Below are 18,168 nucleotides of genomic sequence, written 5' to 3' on the forward strand. Positions count from 1 at the left end.
CGCTTACCAGAATCCAGCCTAATTCCACTTTGTAATTTGTCCTTACTATGGAAATCATTAGTTCTAATACAGCCACTCAACAAGCCATTGCGCTCGAAGATAAGTACGGAGCCCACAACTACCATCCGCTTCCGGTTGTGCTAACGCGCGGCCAGGGCATCTATGTATGGGACGTAGAAGGACGGAGATACGCTGATTTTCTGTCTGCTTATAGTGCGGTTAGTCAGGGTCATTGCCATCCACGGATTATTGATGCCATGATTCAACAGGCCCAGCGGCTAACCTTAACATCGCGTGCATTTTATACCGATTTGTTAGGTCAGTGTGAGAAGTACATCTGCGATTATTTTGGCTTCGATAAGGTTTTAATGATGAACTCCGGCGCTGAAGGGGGCGAAACAGCCTTGAAGTTAACCCGGAAATGGGCGTATAAAGTCAAAGGCATTCCGCAAAACGAAGCGAAAACCGTGTACGCCAAGGGAAACTTCTGGGGCCGCACGATGGCGGCTATTTCGTCGTCTACGGACCCTTCCTCTACCAATGATTACGGCCCTTTGCTTCCCGGTTATCTTTTAGTGCCGTACAACGATTTGGCGGCTTTGGAGAATGTGTTTCAAAAGGATGCTACGATTGCCGGATTCATGGTTGAACCCATTCAGGGTGAAGCGGGCGTTTTAGTGCCAGATGAAGGCTATTTGCGGGGCGTTCGGGAATTGTGTACAAAATACAATGTTCTGTTTATTGCCGACGAAGTGCAGACTGGAATTGGCCGAACGGGTCGTCGACTGGCCTGCGATCACGAAGACGTAAAGCCTGATATTTTAATTCTGGGTAAATCGTTGTCGGGTGGCACCATGCCCGTGTCGGCGGTTTTAGCCAGCGATGAAATTATGCTGACCATTAAGCCCGGCGAACATGGTTCTACCTACGGTGGAAACCCGCTGGCTTGTGCCGTTACGATGGCCGCTTTGCAGGTAACGCAGGATGAGCAGCTGGCTGAAAATGCAGAGGCAATGGGGCAGGTTTTCCGTGCCCGCATGACGGCTCTTGCGCAAAAAACGAGCTTTGTCAAGTTGGTTCGTGGCAAAGGTCTTTTGAATGCAATTGTGATTGATAGCCTGCCTGCGTATGGGGATGAAACCGCCTGGGAGTTGTGTCTGCGCTTCAAGGATGCGGGCCTGCTTTGCAAGCCAACCCAGGGAGACAAGATTCGCTTTGCGCCGCCTTTGGTAATCACCGAAGAGCAAATGCACGAAGCGTGTGATCTAATCGAGGCAACCGTTTTGGCTTTTGTATCAGAAAATTAAGACATATAAATAAGTTAGTTTCCTGATAGCTTAACTGGTCTTCTATGTCGTAAAGTGTTAGTTATCAGACTACTTTATTGTCCTTTTGTCAGCCTCTGGCACCGTTTAACGGCCAGAGGCTTTTTTTCTTATGCGGTTAGCCCGAAATTTTTGAAGCACCATGCAACATTGACCAATTAGCTGATGTCTTTACTATGAATTTCTGGCGATCCGACTCCTCAGCCCATTTGGAAACGAAATTGTACATCGACCGACATGTCGAACTAGTTGAACGTTGCAAACAAGGTGATCGAAAGGCGCAGTACGACTTGTACAAGCACTACTCGAAAGCAATGTTTAACGTTTGTATGCGCATCCTTAACCACGTGGGCGAGGCTGAAGATGTATTGCAGGAAGCATTCATTGACGCGTTTAGTAATTTACACACGTTCCGTAGTCAATCGACATTTGGGGCGTGGCTGAAACAGATTGTCGTTAATCGGTCAATTAATCACCTGCGGAGCCGTCGGGGGCGTCAAACGGAACAATGGGTCGATATCGATTCGTATCGCGTTGGCGAAGAGGATGGGCTGGATATTGCTGATACGGAATCATTCGACGAGGAAGCAATTCAAATGGAGGTTGATCGGGTAAGGCTGGCCATGCAGGGGCTGCCAGAAGGGTACCGGGTAGTTTTATCGCTTTATTTGTTTGAGGGGTATGATCATGAAGAAATTGGCGCTGTATTGGGAATCAGTGAAACAACATCGCGAACTCAGTACATGCGGGCAAAAAAACGGCTGTTGGAATTACTAAAATAAACGTTGAGTAGGGAATGTGAGGATAGTAAAAGAATCTAAACGGGCTTTATTCTCTCATTCATTCAATCATTGAGAAAATGAAAGGAAATCTTGAACGATTCATCCGGGATAACCGGGAAGACTTCGATGTACTGGAACCGCGCGCTGACCTCTGGGGAGCCATTGAGCAGGGGATGGGCCATAAACCCCAGCGCCGCTGGCTGAATTCCAGATCATCGGCGAGCTGGTCTACCCGGGCCGTCTGGCAGGTAGCCGCATCCGTTGTTCTTTTGATCGGGTTAGCGGCGGGGTTTATGTACTTTAATAATCAATATGGCTTTACGAAGCAACCCGAAATGGTGGCCTTGGCACCTGCCTATGCGGGTCAATTTAAGCAGTATGTTCGCTTAATCGACGAAAAACGAATTGAACTGCAGAATTTGACGGCTAGCAATCCAGCCTTGTATAAGGAGTTTGCCACCGAATTAACCGAGCTAGAAAAAAATTACACCAACCTGAAAAAAGACCTGCCCAAAGCACCGAATCAGGAAGCGTTGATCCAGGCGATGGTACAGAATCTGCAATTGCAAATCGACATGCTCAACCAGCAATTGATGATTATTCAACGAATCAAACAACAAACGAATGAACCGAAAAAAGCACTTATATAGCCTTCTGCTCGTTTGCCTGCTACCCATGCAGCGGGCATTGGCGGAGGAACAACAACTTGTTGTTGAAAAACGCAAGACCATTGTTAAAGTATACGATGTAAATTCCCGGGACAACCTCGCCATCGATAATCAGTTCGGTGATGTAAAGGTAAATCTCTGGGACCGCAACGAAATTCGGGTGGATATTTCGGTGAAAGCAAACGCGCCCTCAGACGAGGGTGCCGAGCGATATCTCAGTGCCGTGGATATAACGGAACGCCGGAACGGTGATCAGATTAGCCTGAAAACGCTCATCAATCGGGGTTCTTATAATGGGCAGAACCGGGCTATAACGATCATCAGAAACGTACGGGACGGAAGTAATAAAAGTGGCGTACAGGTTGATTATCAGATCTCAATGCCGCGTAACAATGCCCTGATTGTTAAAAACCAGTTTGGCAATACGCATATTCCCAACTTCCGGGCACCACTGACCATCGTCAACGAACACGGTAACTTTTACGCCACTGACCTGCGGGGCGATAAAATAGACATTGATGTTAAATTTGGAACAGCTGAAATAGGCGCTTTGGAAAGTGCCAAACTCGATTTTCAACACTCGAAGCTGGTGCTGGACAAGGTCAATGTGCTGAATTTAACGAACAAACACGGCAACATGCAGATTGGCGATGTAGGTACCCTGAACGCAACGATTGGCTATTCACCCGTTCAGATTGGAACCTTGCGGGAGTCCTGCAAAATAAACGTCGAGTTCTCGAATGTATTTAAAATCGACCAATTTAACCGGTCTGCCGAAAATATTGATATTCAGGCAGCTTACTCGTCGGTGGCACTTCCGGCACTGGCCGAAGGTAATCTCCAGTTTGATGTTACCGTTCAACATGGGGGCTTTCGGTATCCAAGCGATAACAGCAAAATTATCCTGAAAACGCAACCAAATCAAGAAAGCAACCGCTATCACTATCAGTCGACTAAGCAATATACGGGTCAGGTTGGTAAAGGTTCGGGGGCTAAGGTACGCGTGGTTTCGCGCTTCAGTGATGTGAAGTTTCAATAGCTAAAGAACCCATTCAATAGCGGAAAGGCCCGGCAATTTGCCGGGCCTTTCTTTTTTAATGCACCCGAATCTTTCCTCCACCCGAATAACTGCGCAGGCTGCCGTCGTACATCGCATCAGCCGAAACTGGTCCAAGTGTAAACGAGCCTTTCGAGACGACCCGAACGAGGTAATAGAAAGTCTGTTCCTTGTTGTGGACATTCGTAAAAAAGTGAATCCGGTCGTCGCGGACGTCAAAATGATCAGGTTTGGTTGTTTCCTTTATCCAGGGCATTTCGCGCGGCTCGGTCAGGCGCGGATTTTCGATTTCAAAGCTGGCAGGCAGCACGTCAGTTAGTACCACATTCTGGACCGGAAGGCCGTTTTCGCTGGCTAATGTGAGCCGTACAACAACCAGATCATTTTGCTTGAAAGAAGTCATCGGATTGCCGTCACGATCCAGAAACTGCCGCCGCACCCGCAGTCCGGCGTCTTCTTCCGTATACGTATTGGTTGCACTCAAGCCTTCTGTTTGCGCAAACCAATATAGGCTACCGGTACCTTTTGCGGCGATACTTACTTTCTGATTCGCAATTCCGTTGGTAAGCTTTAGGTTTGGACCGGTAAACTGCCCAATTACTTTGCCTCCTGCGGAAAGGGTAGCCGTAGCTGTTGAGGTTGCGGCTTTTTTAGCAATCTTGCCCAAAGCCAAAGTAGCGAAAACCGATTCCTGCGTATTCAGGTACGATGAGGCATTTAGCGCTTGCGACAGTTGGCGAGCCAGCCCTGGAATCTGTAAATTATCCGCGTCCGTTTCAAGCAACGTATTTAAAATCAAGGCCAGATTCCGGATGGGCGATGCGTAACTGCCGCCCGACTGCCGCTCCGTTGAGGCGTCGCTATAGCGTTTGGGAAGGAGTGCGTTGTAACTGCGGCTATCGCCCGTTAGATAATAAGCCGACGCCAGTACGTAACGGCTGTCAGGAGTAAGCAGCTTGGAATTGCTCTTGTAATAGTTCATGGCCGAACGGTTGGGTTGCCCGTTGAGCGCTAAAACGTACAAGCCATACAAAGCCGCGCGGCTGGCTGCTTTTCGAACAATTCGGTTGCCTGTTTCTTCGTATGTAACCACGTCTTCCAAGGCAGGCGTGCTGGTTTGCGATTCCAGGAAAGAAATCGCTTTACTCAAAGTTTTAGGACTAACCTCAAACCCTGCCTGATTGGCTTCCCGCATGAAATGAACGGCGTAAGCGGTTGCCCAAAGATCTTCTTTCGCGGTACCCGGCCACATCCCAAACCCGCCGCTAAAAAGCTGGAGTGATTCAATGCGCCGGATGGCTTCCTGTACCGCAAAGGCTGGGTTCAGGTTACTTTCGCCCCGGCTAACAAAATAAGTGCTTGATTTACCAATGGTTTTCACCACATCGGCAAAGTGAAGCTGCGGAAACGCTTTCGAGATTGTTTGCTCAATACAACCGTAGGGATAGCCTAGTAAGTCAGACAGGGGCTTGCCTAACTGAACCATCGGGGAGCGGCTAACAACCAGACTACTCTGAGCCGTGCCAGGCAGGAAGGCATGAGTTAAATCAATAACCTGCGACTGTCCACCGGCCAGCACACCCGATTGCGCTTTTTTCAGCAAAGAAGTGGCGGGACGCACGGTAAGGTCTGTGGTTTCGCTGAACGTTTCATTTAGACCGCGCACCGAAACCGTAATGCTGCCTGTTCCAATTGCCGATTTGGCACGCAAAGCAAACGTTGCTCTGGCTTCCTGGCCCGGCTGGATGGTCAGTTTTTGCGCGGAAGAACTACTTGTAAGAGAACCTTTAACGGACAGAGCGGCCGTAACAGTAGCCGGATTTTTGGTAGTGTTGCTAATGGTGACGGGTAAGCTAAGCGAATCAGTGGGACTAAGAAAACGCGGTACACCGGTGCTAATCACCAGCGGATCGGCGACTTTCATGTTTGTGGCCGATGAGCCAAACGCTTTGCCTTTATAAGCAACCGCCATCACGCGCAAATCACCGGAAAACTGCGGAATGGCGACGATAAACTGCGCTTCACCGCTACTATTGGCTTTCAGCGGACCGCTCCAGAATGTCACCAGCTTTACCCGACCATTACTCAATGGATTAATGCGTTTACCCAAATTGTAACCATCACCACCAAAAGACGAACTTCCCGACAAAGAGAGTTCAGGAAACAAAAAGGCGTATAAGTCGTGGCTGTTTACTTCCAAAGCGCGTTTTTGGTAGAAGTAACCATGAATATCGGGCGTCTGGAAGTTTTTGATCTGCAAAATCCCCTCATCAACCACGGCAACAGTTAACTCGGCATTGGGTTCGGTCTTGATGGTAATGCGCTGGCTGGTTTTGGACCGCGATTGCGCGAGAGCAGTTATAACAACCGGTATTTTGGTAGCCGAGTCAGTAACCTTAATCGGAGCGAAGCCGTGGGCAACGGTCAGTGGGAGGTTAGAATTATCAAGGGGACGAATGAGCGTTGCCGTGACGTAAACATTGGGTAAGTGTTCTTTGCCCAGCGAAAAAGTAAGCTCAGCAGATTTATTATCAGTGTCTAAGACGTGCGTTTCCAGAATGCGGTTGCGCTCCAACGTAACCAGGAGTTTGCCAGCGAAGGGCGTTTTGAAAAGCACTTTTGCTTTATCACCAGTTTGGTACTCCGGTTTATCAAATTCCATCAGCACCTGTCCTTCCGTGCTTACCTCAAAGGACGAACTTTCAGTCGATCCATACCCATAAGCATAAAAAGGAATGGCCGTAAAAGACGCCGCTTCCGGGCGGCGAACGCGAACCTCGTATTCACCGGACACGGTTGGCACATAGCGAAACTCACCTTTCCCAGTTGAGAGCGTCAAGGTATTGGCATAAACTATCTTTTCGCGTTTTTTCGAGACATAGCGAAGCTGGCCATTCTGTTTTTCAATAACGGTCTGGTAATCAAAACGCACTACTTCGGCGCGGGCGGTAACGTTGCTGCGTAAAGCCCCCGCCCGATCCAGCGCCACGATTTCGACCGGTAAGGGAGCGTTCGTACCCACATAATGGTCGGCCAGCCGAATGCCGTAAAATGTCTCCTGCGTAAATACCTCAAATTGCTTCAACCGGTTGACCGGGCGGCTATTTTCATCAAAAACCGTGACAAACAATTTCCCTTCCAGCACCCCAATATCGCGGTAGGCCGTCGAGATCGGAAAGCGCTCAATGGCCTGGCCGTTGGCGTTGGTGACGCCTTGCCGAAGCTGTTTTTCAAAAGAAGTTGTGTTCTGAATGGCGAACGTATATTCCGGGAATTGTTTCGGCGCAAAGACTTTCCGGGCCAGTTGCAGGTCCATTTCATACGTTCGGTTGGTCGCTGGTGGCCCAAAAAGGTTGGTAGCGGTGGCCGTCATGGTAATGGTTTCACCGGAGCGGTAAGCATCGCGCTCGGTTTTGGTATCAACCTTGATGCGGTCTGGAATAAACTCCTCAATGCTGATGTTGCGTGAAGCCAGCAAAACCTCATTGGCGTTATACACTTCCAGGACATAGGTTCCGGTTACCGCCGCCGCGTCCATTGCAATGTCTGTACTGACCGCGCCCTGTTCGTTGGTAGCCTTCCGAAGCACGCGGTATTCTTTGCCGTTGGGCGCCACCACACGGATTTTTAGCGGAATTTCACCCACGCTTTCCCAATCTGGTTTACGAATAACGGTGTTAAAATGAATCGTTTCGCCGGGGCGGTAAATGTCGCGGTCGCCGTAAACGAAGGCATCGAAGCCGGTTAGATTGTCTCTTTTGCCGTCTACTTCGAAGCGGGAAGTTTCCACATGCGTGTCTTCCAGTAACAGGTAGTTAAAATCATCTTCCCTCTTGGCGGTAACCAGCGCTATTTTAAAACCTGGTGCTTTTTCGGTCAGTTTCTCGAAATGGGCGACGCCTTTTCCGTCGGTTTTCAGGGTCGCAACAGCTTGGTTATTGCTGCTCACCAGGGTTACTTCAAGGTCAGCAATAGGCTCGGCGGTGCGGATAGAATTCGCAAAAATCCAGACGTCGTCCGCTCCCTGTTTCGCAATCAGGCCAATGTCGGAGATAGACACCAGTTTCGTGGCCCGCATGTACATTTCCTCTTTTGAGCCGATGGTGACCAGATACACCCCCCGGAAATTATTCGTAGGGTCGGGAAGAGCCACGTTCAAGGCCGAGATGCCTTTTGTTTTGGGTAAATTGCTGGTTTCTATTGTTTTATCGACTACAATGTCGCTGTAAGCCTGTTGTTCATCGTCGTTATATGTGTACAATCCAGTTGGTTTCCATTCGCCGCCCACTTCGCCATATTCTTCGTAGCGGCCCGAACGCGTGTAAGCCAGAATGTTGTTTTCGTAGACTTTAGCAATCTTCACGGTTACTTCGGGTACATTGGTGATACGTACACCTATGTTGCGGTTACCTTTTGACGATAAGTACTGAGCGCGTTTGTTCGCAAACGAGATTCCGGCGGGTATTTTCCCGAAAAACAAATCCTTGCTAACTACTTCTTCCAAACGAGCGCCCAAAACGCCCTGCATCTGGTCGGTGAGCGTCAGAGCATACGTATCCGTTTCGTTGAACGCGCCACGTAGGATAAAACCATTTTCCGTGAGTTCGGCGCGCACGTCAAGGGCAGGTTCAATGGTGTAATAGTCATTTAGCTTTTCCGGTTTCAGTTCCTGCGTGGTGACGACTCGGACGATTCCTTCGTTGTTTTCGTAGCCGGTTTTGATATCAACCACGTCTAATCGGGCCGAGGAAGGCAAGGCCACGCTTTGCTCAAAAGCCTCTTTGGTAACGAAGGCGGTATTGGGCACTTTCAAGCCTTTTTCGAGGCGAATAGTTAGTGGCTGCTCGTTGCGGGTAGCGGGCGCATCGGTTAGCGTAATCGGAATGGTTTCTGCCTGGGCGGTCTGGTCTATTTGCGTGGCTAGTGCCTTAGCACCCTCCGTTTGTATTTTCAGTAAGCCAGCGAGTTCAGCGCTGTTGACGGGATAATTAAACGCTAATTTGGCTTTAGAAATGGCTTTGCCGCTCTCGCTTCGGGTCCACCAGATTTCTGTGTTGGTCAATTGGAGGTAGGGGGTATGAAACGCAATAGCTTCGCTCGACACATCAAGCTTCTTGTCCTCAAGCTGGTGAATAAGCTGGTCGGTTAAAGCGGCTTTGTAATCCGTGGCGGGGCGCAGGGAGGTAGCGGGCGAAAAAACGAGCTCATTCTCATCAACCCATTTGAATTTTCCGCGAATAGCCGGTTCGAAATGAATGTATTGCGTTGAGTCCCAGACACCGATGCGGCCTTTGGACACCAGATCTTTATTGAAAGTAAAAACCAGATTTTGAGTCTGCGAAACTTCGTCTTCAAAATTGCGCCCGACAACGTGCACAGAGTTTAAATGTGAGCAGGTTGTTAGCAATAGCAACAGACCCAGAGCATAAAGAACGTGGGGAAATGATTTCATGCGTTAATGCGGATACGGTCGAAAAACGCTGAAAGGTCAGAAAATTATACGAATGCAGGCAACAAAAAACAGGCTCTTTCGCAAACGGCGTGAAACTATAGTCAGCCAGAGCAATGCACTAGAATGCCGCAACGGCATGAAAACGATAAAGCCAGCCACGAATCCGCGGCTGGCTTATACATACTTGATCTTTAGTTGTGAAGTTAGTCTTTAGGGAGCGAAATTTTTGTGGGACTTATTTCGCTCTTGCTCAGTGCTTAAAAAATATATTTGTTTTCTGCGATCATAGCGTCAGCAATGCGGCGGCGGATCACTTTCAGGTTAATCGGCTCAATCTTGGTAAAGCGCTTCAAGCCCATCAGCATAACGCGCAGTTCGTCGCCTTCGGCAAAAGACGTGATGGCTGCCCGTCCGGCAATGTTCACTTTTTCGACGGCTTCGTGCAGGTAAGCAATCGCTATATCTTTTTGAAGCTCGACCGCCGGTTCGCCTTTGGTGTTGATCAGTTTTTCGACGCGTAATAGCGCCGATTCGGCGGCATAGATTTCGATGGCCATATCGGCAATGCTCATCAAAATCTCCTGCTCTTCCGACAGCTTCATCATGAATTTCTGAACGGCGGCACCGGCTACCATGAGGGCGGCTTTCTTCAGGTTACGCAGCACCTTTTTCTCCGCTACGAACAACCCTTCGTCTTCGTCGGCACCAAAATCGGGAATCGACATAATCTCTTTGGCCACGGCCATTGCTGGCCCCATGAGGTCAAGCTCCCCTTTCATGGCGCGTTTCAGCAGCATATCCACCACCAGCATCCGGTTGATTTCGTTGGTGCCTTCGAAAATCCGATTGATCCGGGCATCGCGGTAGTTGCGATCCATCGGGGCGTCGGCCGAATAACCCATCCCTCCATAGATCTGCACACCTTCATCCACCACATAATCAAGGGCTTCCGAGCCGTGTACTTTCATGATGGCGCACTCAATGGCGAATTGTTCCAGCGCTTTGAGTTTGGCGTCAGCATCAGACATGCCCTTTGCTTTCAGGTCTTCAATCAGATCGTCGATGTTTTGACCAGCGCGGTAACTTGCCGATTCGGCCGTAAACACCTTGATGGCCATTTCGCCGAGCTTGTGTTTGATGGCTCCGAAAGTCGCAATCGGCGTTCCGAACTGGCGGCGTTCGTTAGCGTATTGAACCGACTGCGTGATGACTTCTTTGGCGCCACCGGCGGCGGCAACACCCAGCTTGATCCGTCCAACATTCAGAATATTAACGGCAATCTTAAAGCCATTTCCCGGCGTGGATAAGAGGTTTTCGACGGGTACTTTGCAATCGTTAAAGAAAACCTGGCGGGTGTCAGATCCTTTGATGCCCATTTTATGCTCTGGCTCGTTCATGGTAATGCCGCCAAAGCCTTTCTCGATAATGAAAGCAGATAGATTTTTATCCGAATCTATTTTGGCAAAAACGATGAATACATCGGCAAAACCACCGTTGGTAATCCACATTTTTTGCCCATTAATGATATAATGCTGGCCGTCTTCCGAGAGTGTTGCCCGGGTTTTGCCCGAGTTGGCATCAGAGCCAGAATCGGGTTCGGTCAGGCAATACGCTGCTTTCCATTCGCCCGTTGCCAGCTTGGGTAAGTATTTCGCTTTTTGCTCTTCGTTGCCGTAATAAACGATGGGTAGAGTTCCAATCCCGGTATGCGCCGATAGGGCCACCGAGAACGAGTGTCCAGCGCCCGTTACTTCCGTAACCAGCATGGACGTATTGAAATTCATACCAAAACCGCCGTATTCTTCCGGAACCGAAGTGCCCAGAAGACCGAGTTCGCCGGCTTTGTCCATCAGCGACGAAATCAACTCGGGAGACTTTGCATGATCGATTTCTTCTAATCGTGGCCAGATTTCACGCTCTAGAAATTCGCGGCAGGTAGCGGCAATCATTTGCTGCTCTTCCGTAAATTCTTCCGGAATAAAGACCTGCGAAGCGTCCGTTTCTTTGATCAGAAATTCACCACCTTTGAGTGAGGCTTTAGGCTCCGTAGCTATCATATGGGTTAGATTATTTATGGCTTAATTGGCTTTCTCTTTCGTATGCTTGCATACTACTACTGTTGTGTAAAAATAGGTTTTTCAATAATAGTATGCAAGCATACGGCTTCTAAAATTTACTTAATTCAAGATTTATTTACGTTATTAGGTTTTTTCAGGATGGCATGATAGTTGGAGTGGAAAAAGAGAATACAAGTCTCTATGTTACTGACTGATCATAGTGGTATACTAAGGAAAAATATTTTCGGGCCTTATGGGTAATTGATAACTTTCAAGCCTATATTGTTCATCATAGCTAGTAAGTTGATTTTGTGTCTAATACGTAAAGAGCCGGGGAACTTGGCGCAAAAGCAGGGAAGGAAGGACAAACGCTATAGTATGCTTAAGGATTGGATTTTGATAAGAAACGCCGTTGCTCTGGTAAGTACATTATTACTGAGTGGAAGCGGCTTATCCAGTCAGGCCCAGGGCGTTCCGCAGGTAGGGGAGCGCGTGGAGTTTGCCGGCGTAACAATCTATATTTCGCAGACTAATCGGCAGTTTTTGCAGCAGGAAGTCGAGATGCTGTACATCAATCGTCCGCTGGTTTCTACCAAAGTAGAGCAGATGGTGATGTACTTCCCGATCATTGAACCCATGTTGAATCAGGCGGGTATACCTGACGATTTTAAGTATCTGGCGCTTGAAGATAGTTCGCTGGTCACGTCGGCGGACCGATCCGTTGGCTTATGGAGCATTACGAAAGCCAATCCGCTGGGCTTGCAGGTAACGCCAACTGTCGATGAGCGATTGCACCTTTTGCTAGCCACGGAAACCGCTACCCAGCGTTTAAAAAGCCTGCATCAGCAAACCGATAACTGGATCGAAGCACTGCACTTATACAATCATCCGGCCACCCAATCGACCAATTCAACCGCCGTACCTAAGGCCGATAGTCCAACCGCCTATGCCCTCAATGAAGCAACGGATGAGCAGCTTATTCGCTTGCTAGCGCATAAACTCGTTCTGGAACGGGCGTTGCCGGTATATCGGCCACAGCGCCCTTTGGTACTTTATCCCTACGCGGATACAAAGAATAAAACACTCACGCAACTCGCTGATTTTTTTCGCGTTACGCCCGCCGATGTCGTGCTACTGAATCGCTGGGTCAAATCGGACCGGGTGCCGGCGGATAAAGAGTATACTGTTTTTATTTCAACGCCGCTGGAGCAATACATCGAAGTCAAGCGCCGGGCTGGGATTGTAGAAGGAAACCAAACCGCCTGGCAGGACATGGGTTTTCCGGTACTACGTAAGCTTACTAAAACAACGGGGTTTCGCGAGCCGGTTTTTTACCAGATAAATAATAAGAAAGGCATTCAGGCTCAGCTATATGACAACAAGATCACGCTGGCTTATAAGGCAGATATCAAGGTAAAAAATTTCCAGAAGTATAATGATTTAAAAGAGGAACAGGTCCTTTACGCAGGCGATATTTTCTATATTGAGAAAAAAGATAAGCGCGGAAAAGTGCCCTACCATGTGGTCCGACGAGGGCAGACGTTGTGGGATGTTTCGCAGCAGTATGGTATTCAAATGCAAGCTCTGGCTAAAAACAACGAGATTGGGCCTACCGAGCGGTTGCTACCGGGGCGGGTGCTCTGGTTGCAGCAGAAACGACCGCGAAGCAAACCCGTTGAATATTATCGTTTGCCTGCCGTACAAACCCCGGAGCCCGTTATAAAAGAAGAAACAACCACGCTTGCTCAGGCTCCCCCCAAGCCAGACACCACAAGAACGGTATCCCAAAAAATAGACAGCACTTCGGTAACATCCAGAGCTACGCGCATCCTGGATTCTATTCTTGTTGCCAGCAGCAACGCGACCAAAACCATCAAGCCAGCCAGTAGTACACCGCCCGCTGCCGTAACCGTCACCAAGAAGGCCGTGGCTCCCAAAAAGGCTCCTGAACAACCTTTATTAATTCATACGATTGAGCGTGGTGAGACGTATTTGATGATTGCCAACCGGTACGGCGTTACTGTTCAGCAGCTTTTTGACTGGAATAACCTGACGTGGCAGGATCGTCTTCAGGCAGGTAAGCAGCTGATGATTGATCTATCGAAAAAAACAAATCTGGTGGGTACTTTTCCGACAACGCGTCCTGCCGTAAATACGCCCAAAAAGGCAGTTCCTAACGTAAAACCAGCACCCAGTGTCAAGCCAGCAACTGCACCAGTTACCAGGCCCACGCCAACACCCAGCGCCAGACCAGCAGCTGCGCCAGCCGTCAAACCCGTACCGGTAGCGCCGCCAGTAGCCCCAAAAGCGATCAAGGAGCCGCTAATTCACATTGTTCAGCCCGGGGAAAACCTGTACCGAATTGGGCTGCGGTATAAAGTGAGTCCGGCTTTGGTGGCCAAATGGAATTCCATTCAGAACAACGTCATTGAAGTGGGCCAGCGGATCATTATCTACCAGAAACAGTAAAAAAGTGAGCCCGTCGTTCAACGGGCTCGTACGATTATAAGCGTTCAAACACCCCAGCAACGCCCTGGCCACCACCCACGCAGGCGGTAACGAGTCCGTAACGTTGGCTTTCCCGCTCCATTTCGTTGATGAGTTGCACCGATAGCCTGGCTCCCGTTGAGCCAAGCGCGTGACCAAGCGCGATGGCCCCTCCGTTGGGATTAACTTTGGTACGATCAAGACCAAGCTCCTGAATCACAGCCAGCGACTGTGCCGCAAAGGCTTCGTTTAGCTCAATGACATCAATATCGTCCTGCTTCAAACCAGCAATTTTCAGCGCTTGTGGAATGGCATTGACGGGACCGATACCCATGATGCGCGGCTCTACCCCAGCGGTCGCGTACGACATTAGGCGGGCTTTGGGCTTAAGTCCCAGTTCGTTGACCAGTCGCTCGGACATTACAATGACAAAGGCGGCTCCGTCGGAGGTTTGCGATGAATTTCCGGCGGTGACAGACCCCCCCGCCGCAAAAACGGGTTTTAATCGGGCTAAGGCCTCGGCATTCGTATCGGCACGCGGGCCTTCGTCTTTGCTAACGCTCCATTCCCGGTTCTTTTTCTTGCCGGCGTTGGCGTCGAAATACGTTTCTTTCACCGAAATCGGTACGATTTCAGCATCAAATTTGCCCGCTGCCTGGGCTGCTAGGGCTTTTTGGTGCGATTCGTAGGCAAACTCATCCTGTGCGTCCCGGCTAATGTTGAACTGCTCGGCTACCTGCTCCGCCGTTAAACCCATGCCAATGTAGTAGTCGGGGTGCGCTTTGGCAATTTCATAATTCAGAGCCGTCTTCCAGCCCATAACCGGTACCATCGACATGGATTCAGTGCCGCCCGCTATCATGCAATCCGCCAGTCCGGCGTGAATTTTTGCTGAAGCAATGGCAATGGCTTCCAGACCCGAACCGCAATACCGGTTGATTGTCATGCCTGGTACGCTGTTTGGCAAGGACAAAAGGGCAATATAGCGCGCAATCTGCATGCCTTGTTCGGCTTCCGGCACCGCGTTTCCGACAATAAGGTCTTCAACGCGGACGGGGTCCAACTGGGGAACCTGCGCCAGCAGGTGTTTAATGACTTCAGCCGCCATGTCGTCGGGGCGAGTGAAGCGCAGCCCACCGCGCGGTGCTTTCCCAACGGCGGTGCGGTATCCGGCTACAATGTATGCGTTCATAGTGAATATTTTTAGTAAGTAGCCGTGCTACTTAGGTAGAGACTAAAGTTTACTTAATTCCGCAGTGGCTTACCGCCTTGTAACAAACTCTGAATGCGTTCGAGCGTTTTTTTCTCGCCCGTTAGCGACAGGAAAGCTTCGCGTTCGAGATCCAGAAGGTACTGTTCCGTTACGTTTTGTGGCGAACTCAAATCGCCACCGCAAATAACGTAAGCCAGTTTTTCGGCAATTTTCTGATCATGCTCCGAAATGAAACGTCCCATGCGCATGGCTGTAATTCCCGCTCTGAACAAGGCAATGCCGGTTTTCCCCTGTACCTTGATGTCTTTTCGCTGTTTGGGCTGCGTATAGCCATTTTCAGCCAGTGTAAGCGCTGCCTGTTTCGCTTCGGCAATCTGGCGGCTTCGGTTCAGAACGATCTGGCTGTCAGGGTGCAAATAATTCATCTCCTTGGCTTCCTGGGCCGACGTCGAAACTTTGGCCGTGGCGATGTTCATGAAGATGTTTTGCAGGATATTCAGTTCTGGGTCGCCGGTTTGGTAAAGGTCCGAAGCGCGCGCGGCCATTTCTTTCGTTCCGCCACCCGCCGGAATCAAGCCGACGCCTACTTCAACCAGACCCATGTAGGTTTCGGCGTGCGCCACGGTTGTATCGCAGTGCAGGTTCAACTCGCAGCCGCCACCCAGCGCCAGCGTGTGCGGCGCCCCGACAACCGGAATCGCCGAGTAACGCGCCCGCATCATCGTTTGCTGGAACTGAGCGATCATGAGATTGATCTCGTCGTATTCCTGCTCAATGGCAAACATAAACAGCATGGCCAGATTGGCTCCCGCCGAGAACGCCTCATTCGACTCATTCCCAATGACAAGCCCCTGAAAATCTTTTTCGGCAATCGCAATTCCTTTGTTTAGTCCTTCAATGACTTCGGAGCCAAACGTGTTCATTTTCGAATGGAAAGCCAGATTCAGAATGCCATCGCCAAGGTCGTAGAGGGTTGAACCCGCATTTTTCCAGACAATGTTGTTGGAGAAATTTTCGAGCAGAATAAAGTTCTCCGTGCCCGGAACCGCCTTGTAGCTTTTGGTTGGAATGTCGTAGTACTTCCGTACGCCACCGTCTGTCTTATAAAAACTGTCAAAACCGGCAGTGGCCATTTCATACACCCAGGGGGCGGGTTTCTGGCCCTGCGATTCGATCAGTTCGATGCCCTTCTGAAGACCGATAGCATCCCAGGTCTCAAACAGACCCAATTGCCAGCCGAAGCCAGCCGTTATAGCAGCATCAATGCGGTAGAGTTCGTCGGAAATTTCGGGAATGCGGTACGTCGCGTAGCGGAACTCATCGGCAAAGGTTTGCCGGTAAAATTCGCCCGCCTCGTCTTTTCCCGCCAGCAAAACCGGGAACCGTTTCTTCAGATTATCAATGCTTTTGGTGCCTTCCAGCGTAGCAAATTTGACTTTTTCGGAAGGCTTATATTCGTAAGTTTTTAGGTCCAGCGCCAGAATAACCGACTTGCCTTTTTCGTCCTTAATTTTCTTGTAATACCCTTGCCCCGTTTTATCGCCCAGCCACTTGTTTTCCATCAACTTTTGCATGGAAGTGGTTAATTGAAACGATTCGTGCGACTCGTCGTAGTCCAGTTTGGCCAGGTTGTTGGCTACGTTCACCGTCGTGTCCAGACCAACCACATCCGACAGCCGGAAGGTTCCCGATTTGGGCCGCCCAATTACGGGGCCAGTCAGTTTATCAACGGCTTCCACCGAAAGCCCCAGGTTCTCGGCAATGCGAATGGTTTGAACCAGCGCCTGAATCCCCAAACGGTTTGCGATGAAAGCAGGCGTATCCTTGCAAAGCACTGTCGTTTTTCCCAGATACAAATCGCCGTATTTCATCAAAAAGTCAATGATGACAGGATCGGTATCGGGCCCGGGAATAATCTCCAGGAGGCGCAGGTAGCGCGGAGGGTTGAAAAAGTGCGTGCCGCAGAAATGCCGCCGGAAATCCTCCGAACGACCTTCTGTGAGCAAGTGCATCGGAATTCCCGAGGTATTTGAAGTAATCAGCGTGCCCGGCTTACGGAATTGTTCAACGCGTTCGTACAGCGAGCGTTTGACGTCCAGCCGTTCAACCACGACCTCGATAATCCAGTCGTAGCTACCGATTTCTTTCAGGTTATCGTCAAAATTTCCCAGCTTGACCCGTTCCGCAAATTTAGGGCTATACAGCGACGCCGGAGAAGCTTTCAGCGTATTCTGAAAAGCCTCGTTGACCAGCCGGTTCCGAACCGCCGGATTTTCCAGGGTCAGGCCTTTGGCTTCTTCCGCCGCCGTCAGGGCATTGGGCACTATATCGAGCAGCAAGACCTCGACACCGATGTTGGCAAAGTGGGAGGCAATGCGTGAACCCATAATTCCTGATCCTAACACGGCTACGCGCCGGATCGTGCGGTTTCTGGTTTTCGTTTGGGGGCGATTGCCCGCCGATGTTGAAAGGGTAGCTTCCATAAGTAGGATTGAGGTCTTTAATTACTCCAGGGTTAGTTCTTCCGTTTCGCTTTCGTTTGCTTTGAGTTTCGCGTTTTCTTCGTCCACCAGACGGTTAATATCTTTCATAACCTCAAAGAATATCACCAGTTTATCCAGCGGAATTTGCTCCCGCACAACCTGATTAAAGAGTAGGACGCCTTCGCGGGCCATCTCCCGTTTCTTTTTACCTTCTTCGGTCAGCAGAATCCGAACAAAACGTTTGTCGCTGCCATCGACCTCCCGGCGAATGAGGCCGCGCTCTTCCAGATTTTTCAGCATCCGAACCAGGCTGCGCGGCTCCATGCCCAGCAACGGGCCGATTTTGGTGGCTGGCGTACCTTGTTCCAGGTCAATATTTAGCAAAACATAGCCAATGGACATGGTAATGCCGAAGCGAGCGGCATAGGCATTGTACATTCGGGAAATTGAATGCCATGCCCATTTAATGTGAAAGTCAACGGTTTTTTCCTTCTTCATATTTAGTGTCGCTCTGCTCTCCGTTTAACTACGGTACTGTAAAGCTACCAAAATAGAGAGATATTATGCAAGCATACTATTGAAGAAAAAAGGATAAAATATAGGAAAGGTAGGAGTAGAGTAAGAAGAATGGGTAGTTTAGGCCG

Annotated in this window: 10 protein-coding genes; 5 read left to right on the top strand and 5 right to left on the bottom strand. The window is 49.7% G+C overall.

Features of this window, described 5'->3' with window-relative positions; genetic code table 11:
* Nucleotides 1-47: 47 nt before the first annotated feature.
* The 4 genes from rocD to L0Y31_RS07820 all read left to right on the top strand — a co-directional run bounded on the left by rocD (nt 48) and on the right by L0Y31_RS07820 (nt 3,814).
* Nucleotides 48-1,307, top strand: a complete 1,260-nt coding sequence (gene rocD, locus L0Y31_RS07805) for an ornithine--oxo-acid transaminase (RefSeq protein ID WP_234736557.1) — start codon at nt 48-50, stop codon at nt 1,305-1,307.
* 194 nt (nt 1,308-1,501) lie between these two features.
* A complete protein-coding gene (locus L0Y31_RS07810; RefSeq protein ID WP_234736558.1) occupies nt 1,502-2,107 on the top strand; it encodes an RNA polymerase sigma factor in 606 nt (201 codons plus the stop codon).
* Nucleotides 2,108-2,184: 77 nt separating this feature from the next.
* Nucleotides 2,185-2,757 (top strand): hypothetical protein, encoded by a 573-nt coding sequence (locus L0Y31_RS07815; protein ID WP_234736559.1) that lies wholly within the window; start codon nt 2,185-2,187, stop codon nt 2,755-2,757.
* Complete coding sequence (locus L0Y31_RS07820; RefSeq protein ID WP_234736560.1) at nt 2,732-3,814, top strand: hypothetical protein; 1,083 nt, start codon at nt 2,732-2,734, stop codon at nt 3,812-3,814. The genes L0Y31_RS07815 and L0Y31_RS07820 overlap by 26 nt, the downstream gene beginning before the upstream one ends.
* A 55-nt stretch (nt 3,815-3,869) precedes the next feature.
* On the opposite strand, the gene L0Y31_RS07825 is transcribed toward L0Y31_RS07820, so the two are convergent.
* Together L0Y31_RS07825 and L0Y31_RS07830 are read right to left on the bottom strand one after the other, a co-directional pair.
* Entirely contained in the window at nt 3,870-9,284 is a 5,415-nt protein-coding gene (locus L0Y31_RS07825) for an alpha-2-macroglobulin family protein (protein WP_234736561.1), read from the bottom strand.
* Between the two features lie 257 nt (nt 9,285-9,541).
* Nucleotides 9,542-11,341, bottom strand: a complete 1,800-nt coding sequence (locus L0Y31_RS07830; RefSeq protein WP_234736562.1) for an acyl-CoA dehydrogenase family protein — start codon at nt 11,339-11,341, stop codon at nt 9,542-9,544.
* Nucleotides 11,342-11,719: 378 nt separating this feature from the next.
* Here L0Y31_RS07830 and L0Y31_RS07835 point away from each other — a divergent pair, with 378 nt between their 5' ends.
* Entirely contained in the window at nt 11,720-13,810 is a 2,091-nt protein-coding gene (locus tag L0Y31_RS07835; protein ID WP_234736563.1) for a LysM peptidoglycan-binding domain-containing protein, read from the top strand.
* A 34-nt stretch (nt 13,811-13,844) separates the two neighbouring features.
* Here L0Y31_RS07835 and L0Y31_RS07840 read toward each other — a convergent pair whose 3' ends face one another.
* The 3 genes from L0Y31_RS07840 to L0Y31_RS07850 are packed head-to-tail and all read right to left on the bottom strand — an operon-like array spanning nt 13,845 to nt 18,022.
* The gene (locus L0Y31_RS07840; protein WP_234736564.1) at nt 13,845-15,020 is read right to left on the bottom strand and encodes an acetyl-CoA C-acyltransferase; all 1,176 of its coding nucleotides are present in this window, start codon (nt 15,018-15,020) and stop codon (nt 13,845-13,847) included.
* A 53-nt stretch (nt 15,021-15,073) separates the two neighbouring features.
* Nucleotides 15,074-17,524, bottom strand: coding sequence for a 3-hydroxyacyl-CoA dehydrogenase/enoyl-CoA hydratase family protein (locus L0Y31_RS07845; protein WP_234736565.1), 2,451 nt, complete (start codon nt 17,522-17,524; stop codon nt 15,074-15,076).
* Nucleotides 17,525-17,545: 21 nt separating this feature from the next.
* Entirely contained in the window at nt 17,546-18,022 is a 477-nt protein-coding gene (locus L0Y31_RS07850) for a MarR family winged helix-turn-helix transcriptional regulator (RefSeq protein WP_234736566.1), read from the bottom strand.
* Nucleotides 18,023-18,168: the final 146 nt, after the last annotated feature.

Source organism: Tellurirhabdus bombi, assembly GCF_021484805.1.
Lineage (GTDB): Bacteria > Bacteroidota > Bacteroidia > Cytophagales > Spirosomataceae > Tellurirhabdus > Tellurirhabdus bombi.

Excerpts from the sequence above, each read along its gene's own strand:
- rocD (WP_234736557.1), top strand. The coding sequence starts at position 48 with ATGGAAATCATTAGTTCTAATACAGCCACTCAACAAGCCATTGCGCTC.
- L0Y31_RS07810 (WP_234736558.1), top strand. The coding sequence starts at position 1,502 with ATGAATTTCTGGCGATCCGACTCCTCAGCCCATTTGGAAACGAAATTG.
- L0Y31_RS07815 (WP_234736559.1), top strand. The coding sequence starts at position 2,185 with ATGAAAGGAAATCTTGAACGATTCATCCGGGATAACCGGGAAGACTTC.
- L0Y31_RS07820 (WP_234736560.1), top strand. The coding sequence starts at position 2,732 with ATGAACCGAAAAAAGCACTTATATAGCCTTCTGCTCGTTTGCCTGCTA.
- L0Y31_RS07825 (WP_234736561.1), bottom strand. The coding sequence starts at position 9,284 with ATGAAATCATTTCCCCACGTTCTTTATGCTCTGGGTCTGTTGCTATTG.
- L0Y31_RS07830 (WP_234736562.1), bottom strand. The coding sequence starts at position 11,341 with ATGATAGCTACGGAGCCTAAAGCCTCACTCAAAGGTGGTGAATTTCTG.
- L0Y31_RS07835 (WP_234736563.1), top strand. The coding sequence starts at position 11,720 with ATGCTTAAGGATTGGATTTTGATAAGAAACGCCGTTGCTCTGGTAAGT.
- L0Y31_RS07840 (WP_234736564.1), bottom strand. The coding sequence starts at position 15,020 with ATGAACGCATACATTGTAGCCGGATACCGCACCGCCGTTGGGAAAGCA.
- L0Y31_RS07845 (WP_234736565.1), bottom strand. The coding sequence starts at position 17,524 with ATGGAAGCTACCCTTTCAACATCGGCGGGCAATCGCCCCCAAACGAAA.
- L0Y31_RS07850 (WP_234736566.1), bottom strand. The coding sequence starts at position 18,022 with ATGAAGAAGGAAAAAACCGTTGACTTTCACATTAAATGGGCATGGCAT.